The 16,270-nt window shown below is 43.3% G+C and carries 16 protein-coding genes; 2 read left to right on the top strand and 14 right to left on the bottom strand.

The window, feature by feature from the left end:
• Nucleotides 1-163: 163 nt before the first annotated feature.
• The 10 genes from C1T21_RS09595 to C1T21_RS09640 all read right to left on the bottom strand — a co-directional run bounded on the left by C1T21_RS09595 (nt 164) and on the right by C1T21_RS09640 (nt 9,403).
• Complete coding sequence (locus tag C1T21_RS09595; protein WP_103048068.1) at nt 164-418, bottom strand: YciI family protein; 255 nt, start codon at nt 416-418, stop codon at nt 164-166.
• Between the two features lie 144 nt (nt 419-562).
• On the bottom strand, nt 563-1,147 hold the full coding sequence (locus C1T21_RS09600) for a GNAT family N-acetyltransferase (RefSeq protein WP_103048069.1): 585 nt from the start codon (nt 1,145-1,147) through the stop codon (nt 563-565).
• The gene (locus C1T21_RS09605; protein ID WP_103048070.1) at nt 1,111-1,410 is read right to left on the bottom strand and encodes a hypothetical protein; all 300 of its coding nucleotides are present in this window, start codon (nt 1,408-1,410) and stop codon (nt 1,111-1,113) included. Before C1T21_RS09605 ends, C1T21_RS09600 begins: the two co-directional genes overlap by 37 nt.
• 279 nt (nt 1,411-1,689) lie before the next feature.
• Complete coding sequence (locus C1T21_RS09610; RefSeq protein ID WP_103048071.1) at nt 1,690-2,829, bottom strand: 5-methyltetrahydropteroyltriglutamate--homocysteine S-methyltransferase; 1,140 nt, start codon at nt 2,827-2,829, stop codon at nt 1,690-1,692.
• A gap of 123 nt (nt 2,830-2,952) precedes the next feature.
• Nucleotides 2,953-3,855 carry a LysR family transcriptional regulator gene (locus tag C1T21_RS09615; RefSeq protein WP_103048072.1) on the bottom strand — a complete coding sequence of 301 codons (903 nt, stop codon included), beginning with the start codon at nt 3,853-3,855 and terminating at the stop codon, nt 2,953-2,955.
• A gap of 178 nt (nt 3,856-4,033) precedes the next feature.
• A complete protein-coding gene (locus C1T21_RS09620) occupies nt 4,034-5,443 on the bottom strand; it encodes a glycoside hydrolase family 1 protein (protein WP_103048073.1) in 1,410 nt (469 codons plus the stop codon).
• Nucleotides 5,444-5,518: 75 nt separating this feature from the next.
• Entirely contained in the window at nt 5,519-7,399 is a 1,881-nt protein-coding gene (locus C1T21_RS09625) for a beta-glucoside-specific PTS transporter subunit IIABC (protein WP_103048074.1), read from the bottom strand.
• Nucleotides 7,400-7,582: 183 nt separating this feature from the next.
• Nucleotides 7,583-8,440, bottom strand: coding sequence for a BglG family transcription antiterminator LicT (gene licT, locus C1T21_RS09630; protein ID WP_103048075.1), 858 nt, complete (start codon nt 8,438-8,440; stop codon nt 7,583-7,585).
• A gap of 244 nt (nt 8,441-8,684) precedes the next feature.
• Entirely contained in the window at nt 8,685-9,020 is a 336-nt protein-coding gene (locus C1T21_RS09635) for a carboxymuconolactone decarboxylase family protein (RefSeq protein ID WP_103048076.1), read from the bottom strand.
• The gene (locus C1T21_RS09640) at nt 9,017-9,403 is read right to left on the bottom strand and encodes a tautomerase family protein (RefSeq protein WP_103048077.1); all 387 of its coding nucleotides are present in this window, start codon (nt 9,401-9,403) and stop codon (nt 9,017-9,019) included. The genes C1T21_RS09635 and C1T21_RS09640 overlap by 4 nt, the downstream gene beginning before the upstream one ends.
• Nucleotides 9,404-9,514: 111 nt before the next feature.
• Here C1T21_RS09640 and C1T21_RS09645 point away from each other — a divergent pair, with 111 nt between their 5' ends.
• Nucleotides 9,515-10,390, top strand: a complete 876-nt coding sequence (locus C1T21_RS09645) for a LysR family transcriptional regulator (RefSeq protein ID WP_103048078.1) — start codon at nt 9,515-9,517, stop codon at nt 10,388-10,390.
• A 163-nt stretch (nt 10,391-10,553) separates the two neighbouring features.
• Here C1T21_RS09645 and C1T21_RS09650 read toward each other — a convergent pair whose 3' ends face one another.
• The 4 genes from C1T21_RS09650 to C1T21_RS09665 form a co-directional block, all read right to left on the bottom strand.
• Nucleotides 10,554-12,488, bottom strand: coding sequence for a PTS fructose transporter subunit IIABC (locus tag C1T21_RS09650; protein ID WP_103048079.1), 1,935 nt, complete (start codon nt 12,486-12,488; stop codon nt 10,554-10,556).
• A gap of 67 nt (nt 12,489-12,555) precedes the next feature.
• Nucleotides 12,556-13,467, bottom strand: a complete 912-nt coding sequence (gene pfkB, locus C1T21_RS09655; RefSeq protein WP_025719683.1) for a 1-phosphofructokinase — start codon at nt 13,465-13,467, stop codon at nt 12,556-12,558.
• A gap of 2 nt (nt 13,468-13,469) precedes the next feature.
• The gene (locus C1T21_RS09660) at nt 13,470-14,216 is read right to left on the bottom strand and encodes a DeoR/GlpR family DNA-binding transcription regulator (protein WP_043882141.1); all 747 of its coding nucleotides are present in this window, start codon (nt 14,214-14,216) and stop codon (nt 13,470-13,472) included.
• Nucleotides 14,217-14,567: 351 nt separating this feature from the next.
• Entirely contained in the window at nt 14,568-15,239 is a 672-nt protein-coding gene (locus tag C1T21_RS09665; RefSeq protein WP_103048080.1) for an O-methyltransferase, read from the bottom strand.
• Between the two features lie 126 nt (nt 15,240-15,365).
• Between C1T21_RS09665 and C1T21_RS09670 the strand changes: the two genes are divergently transcribed.
• The gene (locus C1T21_RS09670; RefSeq protein WP_103048081.1) at nt 15,366-16,253 is read left to right on the top strand and encodes a LysR family transcriptional regulator; all 888 of its coding nucleotides are present in this window, start codon (nt 15,366-15,368) and stop codon (nt 16,251-16,253) included.
• Nucleotides 16,254-16,270 lie beyond the last annotated feature (17 nt).

Raw genomic sequence — 16,270 nt, forward strand, 5'->3', positions numbered from 1 at the left:
GGCAATCTCTTGGGAAATAAAAAAAGGGCCATGCTTTTCATTTTCAGAAAATCATAGTCCTCATTTTTTATTCAATACCAGAAAGACACTCCGGCGTGCCTTCTTTTCAGCCCGCATCCCTTTTCATATTCGATCACTTATGATCACTCTTCGCAGATGAAATTTAACGCAACAGCAATTCCTTTATTGTCAATGTGGAAGAGCCGTTTTGAATGAGCGGATCTAAATTCCCAATCTTTGTCGCCTCATCAAGTGACGCTGCTTTTATTAAATAGGCTCCTCCCGTTGCATCGCTAAATGGACCATACATTTCAAGAAGCTCCTCTTTTTTTAACTTTTCCAGATGGTCATAGTGTCCTTTGATATCATTAGCATCGAACTTGTTTGTTCGTGTAGTAATTAATAAAAAGTAGCTCACTGATTTCCCCTCCATATTTCCCTTGTAATAAAAATCCAGCATCATTGATCAACAAAATGAATATCAATTCATTTATCAAACCTATATTTAACATTTATCTCAATAGCAAATCATGCTATATGAAACCATTACCGCAAATTAATATTATTTTGGCAAACGGTAATATGGTATTCTTGTCGCTTCCTCAAATCCCAATTTATGGGCAATCTTTCTAGATCCTATATTTCCGGAATTACATGACCAAACCGGTTTATAACCATTAGCAATACAATAATCAATTAATTCTGCACATACGATGGAACCGAAACCTGAACCTTGATTTCTTTCATTGGTTTCAATTCCTATTTCAAGCCTATCACCTATTGTAAAGGCTGCAAATGCAGTAGAAGCAGGAAAATCGTTCTCCAAAATTAAAGTGAAACCTATTCCGTTTTTCATGAAGTCACTGTAATTGTTCCAGAAGTACTTTGGCACTACACTCCCATCCAATTGATTAAAAATAGTTTCGGAGGTTGTTACAATTTTGTGGTTCTCATTTGTTAGCTTCTTTTTAAACGCTAAAAACTTTTCCTTATTAAAACTAAAATTTATTCTTTGATATTCTAGAACCTTGGTATCTTCTTCCGCTGAAAATGATTTTTTATATGGTTCATCAGGGTTCTTTTTGATTAGATTGCTTCCTAAAATAGCATCTATTTTTGAATATAGTGAAGCAGGACTTGCAGCCATTCAAATTCGTTCCTGACATTTTGGACATTAAGCATATGAGATACCAGCTGCACATAAAAATCCTCCCTGTTAGTTTCTCCATAAAGCAAGGCCATTCTATAAGGATGCTGAATAAAAAATGAAGCAGGAGAAGCCTCTTCATCAATAAATACCTTCCCTTCCACCTTTCCTTCCAAAACAGATAAAGCAAACATGGTATTTATATCTGCAGATTGAATGATGGGTATTACTTTTTTATAATTCCGGATATCTAACAATTTCATCTTATTTAATCTTCCTTTCTGAATTATTTCACCAGTCAAGAGAACCAGACAATAAATAGTTAGCTTAATTTTACATTTTAGTATACAATAACGAAAAAAACAGCCCAAAATAACATTCGGATTGGCTCTTCTTCACAATTTTATATTGCTGATGATGTAGAGCAAAATCTTAGACTTAGGAGACTTGGTCAGTTTTAGCAGGTTCTCAAACAAAAAACACGCCCATAAATGGCGTGTTTTTCATCATACATGAATCTCTCCAATCCAACTCCCCTAACCTTACTTCCAAATCTCGTCCGCAATCTCTTTAATGAAAGCAAGCTTTTTCCACTGCTGCTCTTCTGTCAGAATATTGCCCTCTTCTGTCGAAGCGAAGCCGCATTGTGGGCTGAGGCAGATGTGGTTGATGTCGACGAATTGAGTCGCTTCCTTAATGCGGTTAATGACCGTCTGCTTGTCTTCCAGTTCACCTATTTTGGAGGAAACGAGGCCCAGTACGACCTGCTTTTGATCTTTCAGATGCTTAAGCGGTGTGAAATCACCTGCACGGTCGGTATCGAATTCGAGGTAGTAGCCGTCGATGTTGTCGATGCCGAACAGAGTTTCGGCTACAGGCTCATAGCCGCCAGAAGATGCCCAGGTGGAATGGTAGTTACCACGGCATACGTGAGTCGTAACGACCAAATCGGCTGGAAGATCCTTCACCGTTTCCTGATTCACACGGGCAAACAGCTTTTTGGTATCTTCCACATTCTCACCCGCATGCTGTCTAGCTTCCCAATAGTTTTTATCACAGAGCATACCCCATGTGCAATCATCCAGTTGTAAGCTGCGGCAGCCCTCATTGTACAACGCTTGAATCACGGATTTGTAAGCTTTGGCGATATCCGTCACCAGCTCATCCAGATTGCTGTAATACGTATCGGTTGTTTCTTTATTCTCTCCGCGCAACAGCTCGGCCAGGAATTGCGCAGGTGCCGGAATCGTTTGGCGCGCGATGGCATCCTCACCTGCTACTTGCTTCAGGAATTTGAAATCTTCAATGAAAGGATGACGGGAATGTCCAATTTTACCGGACAAGCGTGCGGTTTCCGCTCTTGTTTCCACACCTTGGAATTGGTAGCCGTTCGAAAGCTGTACCTTTTCCACACCGTCCAGACCCCACATAAAATCAAGATGCCACCAGGAGCGTCTGAATTCACCGTCCGTCACGGCTTGAAGTCCTACGGATTTTTGCTTTTCCACTAGCTTGATAATTTCGTTATCTTCAATCTTTCTCAGCTCGTCCGCAGAAATTTCATTATTTTGAAATTGAATTCTGGCGTCTTTAATCGCTTGCGGGCGCAAAAAGCTGCCGACCATATCATGTCTAAAAGGGGTCACTTTACGTTGGGATGCATTATCAAGGATGCTGCTCATTAGGGTTATCTCCTTTTTCGCTTCTGTAGTGAAGTTCTTGTAAGAAAGATAACATACATTTTCAGTTATAAGGTAACTCTAATAAACTATAGCTAGTTATAGCCTAAGGCTATATCCAACCTTTTATTCCCCTATCGCCTCATGCAGCGCTTCTACATAGACGGTGGCCAGCTTGGAGAGCGCAGCGTTTTTATGACAAATCCACCCCACATTAATAGACTCATCACATTCCAGAGGGACGGAAATAATTTCGTTACCGTTCAGATCCGCACTGATCACCCCGGTAGAAATCGTATAGCCGTTCAAGCCAATGAGCAGATTAAAAAGGGTCGCCCGGTCATGGACGCGAATGCTTTTGGGATGTGACAACGTACTGAGAATCTCCTCGGAAAAGTGAAAGGAATTGTACTCCCCTTGTTCAAAGGACAAATACGGATACGGATGAAGCTGATCAATGGTCACGATAGACTGTCGGGATAGCGGATTATTGGCACTGATAAAAATATGCGGCTTGGCCGTAAACAGGCTATTGAATTGCAGATTCGCATCTTTTAGCAGCTTGTTAATGACCTTGGCGTTAAATTCGTTCAGATACAGGATTCCAATCTCACTGCGCAGGCTTTTGACATCCTGTATGATTTCATGGGTTTTGGTCTCTCGTAAAGCCAATTCATACTCTTCTTGACCATATTGATTCACCAGATTCACAAATGCATTTACAGCAAAAGCGTAATGCTGCGTGGACACAGCAAAATGCTGTGGTGAAGGCTTGGCATCCAGATAGCGACTTTCCAGTAACTCCGCCTGCTCAACGACCTGGCGTGCATAACCGAGGAATTCCACGCCTTCCTTGGACAAAGTAATCCCCTTATTGGTACGCTCAAAAATGGTGATATGAATTTCTTCCTCCAAATCACGAATCGCGTTCGACAGACTGGGCTGGGAAATGAACAACCGCTTCGCCGCCTCATTCATGGAGCCACGATTGGCAACCTCAATGACATATTTTAATTGTTGTAAGGTCAATGCATGATGTCCTTTCCGTTTGTGTTTCTTCTATTATATAATACACGATCACACTTCTGGGAAAGGAGTAATTGGATGCTTGAATGAAATCAGATTCTCCCCCAAGGCTACAAATACAAACACCCCCTCAAAATGGTAACATCCATTTCAAGGAGGTGCTTTTTCACGGCAGCTTTAATTAACGAATTTCACCGTTTGTGGAAATCAGCTTTTGATACCAATAGAAGCTTTGTTTACGAATACGACGCAGATCCTTGAGATCAAACTCCTCACGATCCACATAGATAAACCCGTAACGCTTGCTGGAGCCCTGATGGGTACTAACAAGATCAATTGCAGACCACGGACAGAAGCCGAATACTTTTACACCGTCTGTAATAGCCAGTTGAATCTGCTCGATATGTTTCTTGAAAAAGTCAATACGATAAGGATCATTCACTACATCCCCTTCTTCAAGCTTGTCAAAAGCGCCCAAGCCGTTCTCTGTCACGATTAAAGGCAAGTGGTAGCGAGAATAAATTTGGCGTAACGTAGTTCTAAAGCCGACCGGATCAATCTCCCAACCAAACTCCGTCGTTTGCAGGTTGGGGTTGACGGAACCTCGGTACGCTCCGGGTTCACCCACAATTTCATGCTGATCTCCTGTATGTGAAAAATCATTTCCGTCATCTAAACTTTCTCCTACGGTTTGAGAGGTATAATAATTAAATGCGATAAAGTCCGGGTTCCCCTTCGCTAAAATGTCCATATCCCCTTCTTCAATGACAGGCTCATAGCCTTTCTCGACCAAATAGCTCCACGCAATGTGATTGTAACGGCCAAATACAGCCATATCCAGATAGAGCCAGTTGCGAATGGCTGCATAGTTATCAGCCGCCAGTGTATCTTCCGGCTTGGAACTGGCTGGATAGATAACCCCGATATTCGGCGCTGGTCCAATTTTCGCGTCAGGTAGCATTTCATGGCACAATACCATCGCTTTCGCCTGCGCGACTAACATATGATGATTTTGTTGGTACAGTACCTTTTGCGGATTTTCCAAACTTGTATCTAATGTGCCAATAGAACCGGGATGGAGAATCAGCATGTTCTGCTCATTAATGGTTAACCAATATTTCACCCTGTCTCCAAAGTTCTCAAACAATGTTTTAGCATATTGTTCGAAGGCATCAATCGTCTCCCTCTTCGACCAGCCGCCTTGTTTTTCAAGAGCATAAGGCAGATCAAAATGATACATAGTAACAATCGGTTCAATCCCGTATTTGATTAGTTCGTCAATTAATGAGCTGTAAAACGCGATTCCCTTCTGATTAACTTCACCTGCGCCCTGGGGATAAATACGTGTCCAAGCAATAGAGAAACGATATGCTTTAAAGCCCATTTCAGCCATCAGAGCTACGTCTTCTTTGAACATATGGTAATGATCACTGGTTACCTTAAAATCAGTGACCCCTTCGACGTGATTAGCCATGTCAATGACAGATGGTCCTTTTCCATCTTCGTCCCATGCACCCTCTACTTGATAAGCAGAAGTGGAACCTCCCCAGAAAAAATTTTCAGGAAATGCCTTCAATTGATTATGTTTCATGATATAGTCCCTCCAGTATAGTTATATCCTTCTGATGTTCGCAATTCATGTGTGTAATGATGATGCTTGCCAGTATCACACAACCAAAGTTAACAATACTTCATTTTTTTGAATCTGCTCCTGATTTGTCTCAAATACGTCCACTTTATGTTTCGTCAGTGTGACGATGACAGGCGTTACGATTTCGTATCCTGCTTCTATGATCTGTTCCCTGTCAAATTGGATTAACAAATCCCCCTGTTTCACGCTGTCGCCCTCTTTAACCACTGGATTAAAATGCTTCCCTTTCAGCGCAACGGTGTTAATTCCGATATGAATTAATATCTCTGTACCTGCACTGGAAGTCAATCCTATAGCATGTCCTGTGGGGAACAGCGAGGTTACGACTCCATCTATTGGGGCTACAACCTCACCCACAGACGGTTCAATGGCTAACCCTTTTCCCATAGCACCTGTAGAAAATGCGGAATCATTCACTTGACTCAGTGGTGTGGTCCTGCCTGTGATCGGGCTGTATATTGTTTCTTTCTTAATATCAACGGCCTTGGTTGCTGTAACAACAGGCTCTGGTTCTGCTGTTTTCACGGATTCAACTGTTTCTGGGGTCTCCTCCTTTACCTTGCTTTCATACCCAAAAATAAGGGTTAGTACGGTTGCTGCCGCGAATGAGCAGGCAATGGCAATCACGTAAACCAAGGTTGGCGTATACACTGGAATCGCAAAAATGTTGTGAAACACATAAGCCGTCATTTTCACCCCAAAATGTCCATTGATGGCACCGCCTATAGCCCCTGCGATAATAACGATTGGAATGACACGTTTAAAGCGAAGTACAAGTCCATACACAATCGGCTCTGTCACACCAGCCAGCAATCCTGTAATACTTGTGGAACCAGCAAGAGTTCTAAGTGTTTTATCTTTTCTCACCTTCAGGAAGATACCAAATGCGACACCAATTTGAGCAAATACAGCTGCTGCTGCCATCGCCTCAATCGGATCACCGCCAACACCGATATTTTGAATCGTAATGGGCGTAAAACCCCAGTGAAGTCCGAAGACGACCATAAAAGTCATAAAACCGCCAAGAACAATCCCTGACAAAATGCCACTTACACCGATTAACCATGTCACACCTGAAGAAATCCAATCTCCTACCCCTGTACCGAAAGGTCCGAAAGCCATCGCAGATAGCGGAACCATAATCATTAAAGCCAACATCGGAACTAAAAAAAGCTGTAAATCCTTAAGAATGATCTTTTTCAAAAACTTATCCACTAACGCATAGATGCTAATGGATATGAAAATCGGGAAAACGCTGGCGGAGTAGTTCATCATGACCACCGGTATTCCTAAAAACGATACATCAGCTCCTTTGTCCATCAGCCCCGTAAAGTTGGGTTCCATGAGAGCCGCACCGATCACACCAGCTACATAAGGATTCGCCTTCAGCTTTATACCAAGCGTAATCCCCAGCAAAATAGGCAAGAAGTAAAACACAGCATTACCCGCAGCAGACAGAATCATATAGGTATCACTTGTTGCAGACATCCATCCCAGCAAGGTCAAAACCGTTAGGAGTGCTTTTATCATTCCCGAGCCCGCCATCGCCGGAATCAACGGGGAGAAACTGCCGGAAATGACTTCAAAGATTGTGGATATGACCGATGTTTTTTTACCACTGGATTCACTGGCTGCAGGGGAATTCGATCCAAAATCCCTGTTTTTCATAATCTCCGCATATACATAGGCAACATGGCTGCCAATAACAACTTGAAATTGTCCTCCGCTTTCAACAACTGTAATGATCCCCTCGTGCTTCTCAAGCGCTTCTCTTTCGGCTTTTCGTGAATCCTTCAGGTCAAATCGGAGTCGTGTAGCACAATGGACAAGCCCATTGATATTTTCTTCTCCTCCAACGAGACGTACGATGTCCTCGCCCATTTTCTTATGGTCCATGTTCATTCTCCTCTTGGGCAGATTGCCTGAAAACAAAAAAATACCTAAACGAAAGGCCTATATGATCAAAGAAAATGATCACTGCCATTCATTTAGGTATCGCCTGCTTAACCAGTAACAATCCTTATATTTAAGTTGTGAGCCTACTATAAATCACTTAGAAATCGTTTGCAAGCTTTTTTTCTAAGAAGTAGCCATATCGTTTCTGGAGGTTACACGCTGTATATGGATCGTCAAATACACTTTTTCGTCAATCGACATAGCACTTTCATGCTTTAATTCCAAATATTGATTGATCAATTGGGTGCATTGAAAAGCCCTCTCGTATTTATCTTTGACTTGGTCATACAAGAAATTATCCCCTGAAGCTAGTTGTTCTTGTTCATTGCTCAGCAGTCGTTGGGCAAAGTACTGCAAATGAGTAATAAACCGGGAATAATTGAACGAAGTTTCATCCAGTGTAATCTGATAGTAATCGGTTACAATGTTGAAAATGTCATCAATCACCTCGGTAATCTCAACCGTTTGTTTCATACCCTGACCGTCTTGTCTTGCATTTACAAAATGCATAGCAATAAAGCTGGCCTCATGCTCATCCATTTGGATGCCAAATTGAGCATGGATGATGTCCAATGCATTCATTCCGATCATAAATTCTTTTTTGTAAAATTTTTTAATTTGCCATAACAGTGAATTTTTAAGTCCCACAGATTTTCTGTATCGAGAGATAGCAAATTGAATATGATCAATCAGAGAAATATAGATATTATCACTAAAAATATCTCCCATTTCCCTTTTCGCGCTGCCTACAATTTCATCCGCCACCTTTAAATACTCTACAGATGTTTCCCCTATAAGATCTATTAATTTTTGTGGAATTTTATCGGACTTTAATACAAAGGTTTTTTCTATTTTTTCCTCATCGACCCGCTGGCCATTTTTCTTTTTAAAGCCTAGACCATTCCCGATGACAACAAATTCATGACCCACCTGATTTTCGACTCGGATAACATTGTTGTTAAAAATTTGCCGGATGATCATTTATCTGCTCACCTCATTGATGTAATGACAAAGTTTGTAATAACAAAAAAAACCAAATAACGACTAAATCAATTAGTCATTATTTGGGTATCGCCTGCTTACCAGTAACAATCCCGAAGGGCACTTCACCCCTCATTCAATTACCTTTACTATACCGCTTTCAATACAGAATAACAATACAATCATGCCAAAAAACCGCCAAACACTCGGAATCCTTTGTGCTTAGCAGCTTTTGGGTTCATGCTTAACTCTCTTTCTCTTTGCAAAACACCTCTTTGGCAACCTGAATAGCTGAGGCTGCCCGGGGCCATCCTACATAAAAGGCAAGCTGTGTAATGACCTCAACCAGTTCTTCCTCCGAAATCCCGTTCTCCTTGGCCAGTTTCAGATGATACGGAAGTTGATTTACATGCTCACCCGCTACCAATGCGGAGACGGTGATGAGACTCCGTTCTCTGAGAGATAGCTCACTTCTTCTCCATACATCTCCAAAAAGAACATCCTCCGTATAACCTACAAAAGCGGGAGCAAAATCACCGATGGTTTCCCGAATACTCGATCTGATCAATTTATGCTTCATACAATCATCTGGGCAAGTCCGTTGCCAAAGGACCAATCCTCTAATTCAGTCTCTACCAGTGTCACAAATACATCCTCCGGTCTAACCTTACATTCAATAGATAAGAGTTCCGCTAACTTTTGGTAGAAACTCTTTTTTTGTTCCGTAGTTCTACCCGATCCCATTGTAATTTGGATGTACAGCAGCTTGTCTGTTCTGGATACATTCAAATAATCGGGACTATAATAAAACTCGCTTTGCTTATGAGCATGAAAAACCTGAAAGTAATCTTTTTCCGGAACCTGAAAATGTTCGATCAAAGCATTCATGATACAGCGACTAATCCAAGGCAACTCTTGCTCTGTGTATTGCTGCTCCATGTAGCCAATTCGTACAAATGGCATGTTCATCTCTCCTATTCGCTGGGATAAGATGATTGTACTCCTCTTATTTTCATCTGTATAATTGAAAACAATCATAAATATATTCAATTTTACCGATGGAGATGAACATGCGTGGATCTGAAAGAATTAACTACATTTCGTACCATAATCGAAGAAGGAACGTTTTCAAAAGCTGCTGCCAAATTAAACTACGCTCAGTCTACAGTCACGAGCCAAATCCAGAGGCTAGAGAAGGAGCTGGGGTTTCAACTTTTTAAAAGGGGATGGGATGCGGAGTTAACGTCTCCAGGCAAACTATATGCCGAGGAGATAGACGGGCTTATTCAGCATTGGAATTTTGTGATGGATCAGGCGAAGTCTTTGAAAAAGGAGGAGATTGGCACGCTCCATATCGGTGTGATTGAAACGGTGGCGGCTACCGTACTGCCCTTGGTTCTACAGCAGTTTCGAGAGCATAAACCGAATATTACGTGCCATTTTACAGTTGGAAACACGGATGCACTCGCAAATGCTTTGGTGGACGGTAAGCTGGATTTTGCAATCTCCGGGGAACCTCACTCGATTCCTTCCTTACACTTTGAACCCTTGTATCACGAACACATCGCCTTTATTGTGTCCCGTAATCACCCTTTTGCAGTAAAAAGTGAGCTTCATCTCGAAGATCTGTATGAGTATCCGCTTATCGTCGGAGGTAAGAACTGCTTGTACCATATACGGCTGGAGAAAGAGCTTTCCCGCTTCCCGTCGATGCCGTTTTTTTATACTGTCAGTCAAATCTCGTCGATCCCCACATTCGTAAAAACGATTCCATCAGTTGGAGTGGTTCTATCGTCAATGCCTATGCAGGAGGAAATGGTCACCGTCCCCATCCAGTTAACAGACCCGAATATTCCCATTGGACTCCTACAAAACAATCATCACCAGCAGTATATGTCTTCGGCCCGAAAGCTGTTTATGCAGCTGGTTAAGGAGCTTTGTAGGCTATAGCTCCAATGCAATAACTACTAATAAGCTATATAGGCAAAGCCGACACCTTTACATAAAGAAAAAGCCGCTAAACACTCAGAAACCTGGTGTTTAGCGGCTTTACTATTTTGAAGGCCTAAGAAAATGTGGCCCTCTCTTTATTTTTATACTCCTATTATAACCGTTATTTCGCTTCGAGCGGTTTTTTCCACAGTCCCAGAATGAGCGCAGAAATCACGGAGCCAATTGCCACTGCAAGCAAGAACAGCAATGCATGATTGGCAAGAGCTGCTACAAAAATCCCGCCATGTGGTGCTGGAAGATTGATTTGCCAGAACTGCGTCAGACCACCAGCAATCGCTGAACCTACAATACAAGAGGTTAGGACACGCAGAGGATCAGCAGCTGCGAATGGAATCGCTCCTTCCGTAATGAAGGACAACCCGAGTACATAGTTCGTCAAACCAGACTTGCGTTCTTGCTCAGTAAATTTATTTTTGAAGAACGTCGAAGCTAATGCAATCGCCAGCGGAGGTACCATACCGCCCGCCATAACAGCCGCCATCATAGCACCGTTCGTGTTACCGCTGGAAGTAAAGACACCGATTGAAAATGCGTAAGCTGCTTTGTTAAAAGGTCCACCCATGTCGATCGACATCATTCCGCCCAGAATCAGACCCAAAATAACGGCATTACCTGTTCCCAAATTGTTCAGAACATTGACAAGCCACGTATTAATACCACCGAAAATTGGATCGAACAGGTAGAACATAATCGCGCCTGAAATTAGAAGTCCAAATACAGGGTATAACAAGATTGGTTTTAAACCATCCAGTGTTTTCGGCAGACCTGCAAAAGCTTTACGCAGGAAGATCACTACATAACCAGCCATGAAACCAGCTGCCAGACCGCCAAGGAAGCCTGCATTAGAGTTTACAGCCATCAGACCCCCAACCATACCTGGCATCAGTGCCGGGCGGTCTCCAATGCTCATCGCGATAAACCCGGCCAGTATCGGAATCAGGAAGTGGAACGCACCTGTTCCACCGCCAATTGTCTGCAACAGTTGGAACAATGCATTGTCTTCTCCTGCCACTTGTTCAATCAAGAAGGAAATTGCTAACAAAATCCCCCCGCCTACAACGAATGGCAGCATATGAGAAATACCGTTCATTAAATCCTTGTAGATTTTGCTGCCCACGCTGCTCTTCTCCGCTTTCGACTCATCAGCGCTGCCTTTGCCTTCACTATGATAAATTGGGGCATCACCGTTCAGCGCTTTGCGGATCAGTTCCTCAGATTTACGGATACCGTCGCTTACCGGTCTTTGCAATACAGGTTTACCATCAAATCTGGCCATTTCAACCTTTTTGTCAGCAGCAACGATTACACCTTTGGCACGGCGAATTTCATCCGCTGTCAGTACGTTTTGCGCACCTTCCGAGCCATTCGTTTCTACTCGGATATTCACGCCCATCTCTGTCGCTTTCTTAATGAGAGCGTCTTCAGCCATAAACGTGTGTGCAATGCCTGTAGGACAAGCGGTCACCGCCACCACAAACTCGTCAGAATTAGGGTTGCCAACGATAACGTCTGGCGTTTGCTGTGCTTTGGCAGCTTCTGCTTCTTTCTTAGCCTCTTTTGCTTTCTTGGCAGCTTCTTCTTCCGCCTGCTTGGTATCAAACAGCTCGGATACTTCATCTGGTGTTTGCGTATTCATAAGCTTATCGATGAAATCGGTATCAATCAACAGTCGGGAAAGGGCAGCCAGTGTGCGAAGATGCGTATTTGCTGCTCCCTCTGGAGCCGCAATCATAAAGAATACTTTTGCCGGCTCACCGTCCAACGATTCAAATTCTACGCCTTTACTGCTTTTGGCGAAAACGACGGTCGCTTCATTCACGGCTTTGGTCTTGGCATGCGGCATCGCAATGCCGCCGCCAATTCCGGTGCTGGATTCTGCTTCGCGTTTGTATATCATTTCTTTAAACAAGGCCCGGTCATTAATACGTCCACTTGCTTCGAGACTAGCGATGAGCTCCTCAATCGCCTCGTCCTTTGTCGTCGCCTGCAGGTCCATGATCATCGTTTCTTTAATCATCAGGTCTGTTATTTTCATTTTTCACACTCTCCTAAGTTCGGTCAGCGTGTCGATACACGCATAATAAGCTCATGATGCAGCCGGATTACCGTTTTGAAATCGTGACTTGCGGCCGTAATTGTTCAATCTTCTCTCTAGTAGCCAGATCATCGGAAAACGCAGTTGCGCTTCCGGATGCCACTCCTGCACGGAATGCTTCGATCGGATCGCCATGAAGAGCTAGCGTACCCACGAATCCAGCAATCATTGAATCACCTGCGCCTACAGAATTTTTCACCGTACCTGCTGGTACATTTGCGTGATACACTTCATCTGCCGTAATGAACAAAGCCCCTTCTCCTGCCATGGAAATCAGTACATTTTTTGCGCCTGCTTCCAGCAGCTTACGACCGTAAGTGACGATCTCCTCCTTTGAATGAATCGTTACGCCAAACAACTCAGCCAACTCGTGGTGATTCGGCTTGATGAGAAGCGGTTTATGAACCAGTGCCTTCATCAACGCCTCACCTGTGGTGTCGATGACGAATTCAGCGCCAGTTTGCTGACATACGCTAATCAGCCGATCGTAGAAATCTCCTCCAAGTGACGGCGGAATACTTCCCGACAAGACGACAATGTCATTTTTCTGGAGTCCCGCCAGCTTTTGCACCAACGCATCGGCCTCTTGCTCACGAATCGCAGGTCCCAAACCATTAATTTCCGTTTCATCGCCATGCTTGAGCTTAATGTTAATTCGTGTGTCATCTTCGATCATTACAAAATCAGTTTTAATGGATTCTTCCCGCAATGTATCGTCGATAAACCTGCCTGTGAATCCTCCGAGAAAACCAATCGCCGTGCTATCTGCTCCCAACTGGTTCAGTACACGTGATACATTAATTCCCTTACCACCTGGCAGTTTTAAATCACGTTTCATCCGGTTCAAATCACCAAGCTTCAAATCATCAACTTCCACGATATAATCAATGGAAGGGTTCAGCGTTACTGTATATATCATTGTTATCCCTCGATTATCTTAGTTTTCTGAGCGATGGATCGGCGTGACCGTTCTGGCATCGATTCAGTAATAAGGATAGCTTCCTTGAGCTCGAACAGCTTGGCGAAGGTTACTTCTCCAATTTTGCTGGAATCGGCTAACACATATGTTTTGCCAGACAGCTGGTGGGCACGCCGCTTGATAAGCGCCTCTTCAGGATCAGGAGTTGTATACCCCATTTCCATATCCACCCCGTTCGTTCCCAGAAAGCACTTGTCGAATCGAAAATTGTCCAAATTTTGTAGGGCAATACTTCCGATTACGGCTTTGGTATGAATTTTCATCATCCCTCCCAGTAGATAGCTTCTGATTCTTTTGCTTACCAGTGCTTCTACGTGGGATAGACCATTCGTCACGACCGTCACGTCTTTAGCTTCAATGTAAGGAATCATCGCCATCGTTGTTGTTCCCGCATCCAGATAAATACATTCGCCATCCAAAATTTCTTTGGCTGCTATACGGGCCACCGCATTTTTTTGTTGAACGTTTTTGAATGTTTTTTCTTCCATGCCAGGTTCCTGACTTTTCTGATTCAGCAAGGTTGCCCCGCCATGAATCCGCTTGAGCAACTGACGGCCCTCAAGATCTATCAAATCACGCCGAATCGTTGACTCAGATGCTCCCAACAGATCAGCCAATTCCTGCAACTTTACAACACCACATTCTTGTAAGCGCTGTATTATTAACTTGTATCTTTCTTCCGTCAGCATCATCATTCCCCCAACTGTTCATATCGTACCACAAACCCGACAAAAAACAATCATTTTTCTTCAAAAAGATTCAAAAAAATTCATGTCCGCTTCATTTTTTTACAAAATGGTGAATTCCCCGCTCCAATCATCATGATTGCGTTTACATTTTAAAGAAAATCCATCTACTTTTATGTAAATTCATTCTTCTTACATAGGAATTCAGCAATAAACGTTCAAAAACGTTCTAAAGCTTCCATCAGTACTATTTTACCATTATGCGCACAATTCGTCCCAACCTTCTCTACTCAGAAAAAAGCTAAACACGAGGACTGCTCTCCTCTGTGTTTAGCCAATCGAGGCGCTTAGCGTTCAGCCCTTAACGATTCCAATGACGAAACCGTCATAACCCTTGCTCCCCACGGTTTGGATAGCTGTAGCTGTAATTCTTGATTCCTCAGCTAGCATATCATAAAACTTTCTTACTCCCTGCACACGAGGGTCTGTGCTATAAGCTTGAACCACTTCTCCTTCACGGATAACATTATCACCGATAATAACGGTGCCAGGATGCGAGAAGCGAAGTGCCCAATCCAGATAAAAAGGATTATTGGGTTTATCCGCATCGATAAAAATAAGATCAAAGGGGTCAACTCTTTCCTCTTTCATCTGTGCTAACTGCTCTAAAGCGTCTCCCTCCCGAAGTTCCACTATTCCATCCAACTGAGCCAACGATATATTCGACCGGGCTATTTTAGCATGGACCGAATTGGCTTCCAGCGTAACTATTTCTCCATCCGCCGGCAACGCCCTTCCCAACCAGATTGTACTGTAGCCTCCCAAAGTACCGATCTCCAGCACACGTCGTGCGCCTTGCATTTGAGCAAAGATATTTAATAGCTTTCCCTGATTGGGGGATACATCATGCGGAGGTAGTCCCGCCTTTTGGTTAGCAGCCAATACTTGTTCCAAGACAGCATCATGCGGAATGAGACACTCCGAGATATACTGGTCTACTTGATCCCACGTATTCGTTTGATTCATTCGCTCCACTCTCCTTTGGATTAACTTACAATTTGATTGTAAATGAATTATTATTATAAAAATAATATATGTTTTTGCTCTATTCATAATCTACATATATGAATCTGTCGGAAAGGGAGAATGGTCTTGAACCTGCATGCATTACGCTTATTTCACGTGGTCGCCTCTACAGGGAGTGTGACACGTGCCTCTGAACTTTTAAATATTAGCCAACCTGCGATTACCGCCCAGATTAAAAAATTTGAAAAAGAAATATCTCTCACACTGCTCATGCCGCTAGGAAGAGGGATTGCCTTAACGGATGCTGGTGAAAAGCTTGCTGTACTCGCCAGACGGCTCTTTGCTGTCGAACAGCAAATCGAACAATTTTCACAAGATTATCGTGATGGAGCCCATGGTCATATCCGGCTAGCGGCTACTTATTTACCGGCTCATTTTCTCATTCCGGCCTGGATTGCAAAATTCAAACAGCAATATGAACATGTTGAAATGACGATTAACACCACGAATTCCAATGATGCTTTGCAGCAGCTATTAAATATAGAAGTGGATTTGGCTATCTACGGAGGACTGCCTGAGCAGTATCCCGATACGATTCAGACTGAAGAATTATTTCGTGATGAATTGTGGTTCGTGGTAGCTCCAGATCATCGGTATGCAAATCAGCAGGTTTCTTTATTGGAAATGATGCATGAACCCTTTGTTATGCGTGAAAAGGGGAGCTCGACACGGGAGAGATTATTTTCCTTATGTCGAACCTACAATGCCCCCGCCCCTAAAGTCACCCTAAACTTCACAGGGCTGCACGAGGCGATTACCGCAGTTATTGCCGGATATGGCGCCAACTTTGTGTCCTCACTGGTCGTGCGTGAATATGTAGAACGTGGCGAGCTGTGCCGGGTATACGTAGAAGACATCCAGCTTCTCAATTCAATCGCCATCTGTACCCGTAAGAACGAACCCCTATCTACCGCTACTCTAAATCTCATTCAGCTCATACGTAACCATTCCTGATGAGCATTAGGCACCTG

This window comes from Paenibacillus sp. F4, from assembly GCF_002894905.1.
Lineage (GTDB): Bacteria > Bacillota > Bacilli > Paenibacillales > Paenibacillaceae > Paenibacillus > Paenibacillus polymyxa_B.

Excerpts from the sequence above, each read along its gene's own strand:
- C1T21_RS09600 (WP_103048069.1), bottom strand. The coding sequence starts at position 1,147 with ATGGCTGCAAGTCCTGCTTCACTATATTCAAAAATAGATGCTATTTTA.
- licT (WP_103048075.1), bottom strand. The coding sequence starts at position 8,440 with ATGATCATCCGGCAAATTTTTAACAACAATGTTATCCGAGTCGAAAAT.
- C1T21_RS09625 (WP_103048074.1), bottom strand. The coding sequence starts at position 7,399 with ATGGACCATAAGAAAATGGGCGAGGACATCGTACGTCTCGTTGGAGGA.
- C1T21_RS09635 (WP_103048076.1), bottom strand. The coding sequence starts at position 9,020 with ATGAAGCATAAATTGATCAGATCGAGTATTCGGGAAACCATCGGTGAT.
- C1T21_RS09660 (WP_043882141.1), bottom strand. The coding sequence starts at position 14,216 with ATGCTGACGGAAGAAAGATACAAGTTAATAATACAGCGCTTACAAGAA.
- C1T21_RS09640 (WP_103048077.1), bottom strand. The coding sequence starts at position 9,403 with ATGCCATTTGTACGAATTGGCTACATGGAGCAGCAATACACAGAGCAA.
- C1T21_RS09610 (WP_103048071.1), bottom strand. The coding sequence starts at position 2,829 with ATGAGCAGCATCCTTGATAATGCATCCCAACGTAAAGTGACCCCTTTT.
- C1T21_RS09620 (WP_103048073.1), bottom strand. The coding sequence starts at position 5,443 with ATGAAACATAATCAATTGAAGGCATTTCCTGAAAATTTTTTCTGGGGA.
- C1T21_RS09605 (WP_103048070.1), bottom strand. The coding sequence starts at position 1,410 with ATGAAATTGTTAGATATCCGGAATTATAAAAAAGTAATACCCATCATT.
- C1T21_RS09665 (WP_103048080.1), bottom strand. The coding sequence starts at position 15,239 with ATGAATCAAACGAATACGTGGGATCAAGTAGACCAGTATATCTCGGAG.
- C1T21_RS09650 (WP_103048079.1), bottom strand. The coding sequence starts at position 12,488 with ATGAAAATAACAGACCTGATGATTAAAGAAACGATGATCATGGACCTG.
- pfkB (WP_025719683.1), bottom strand. The coding sequence starts at position 13,467 with ATGATATATACAGTAACGCTGAACCCTTCCATTGATTATATCGTGGAA.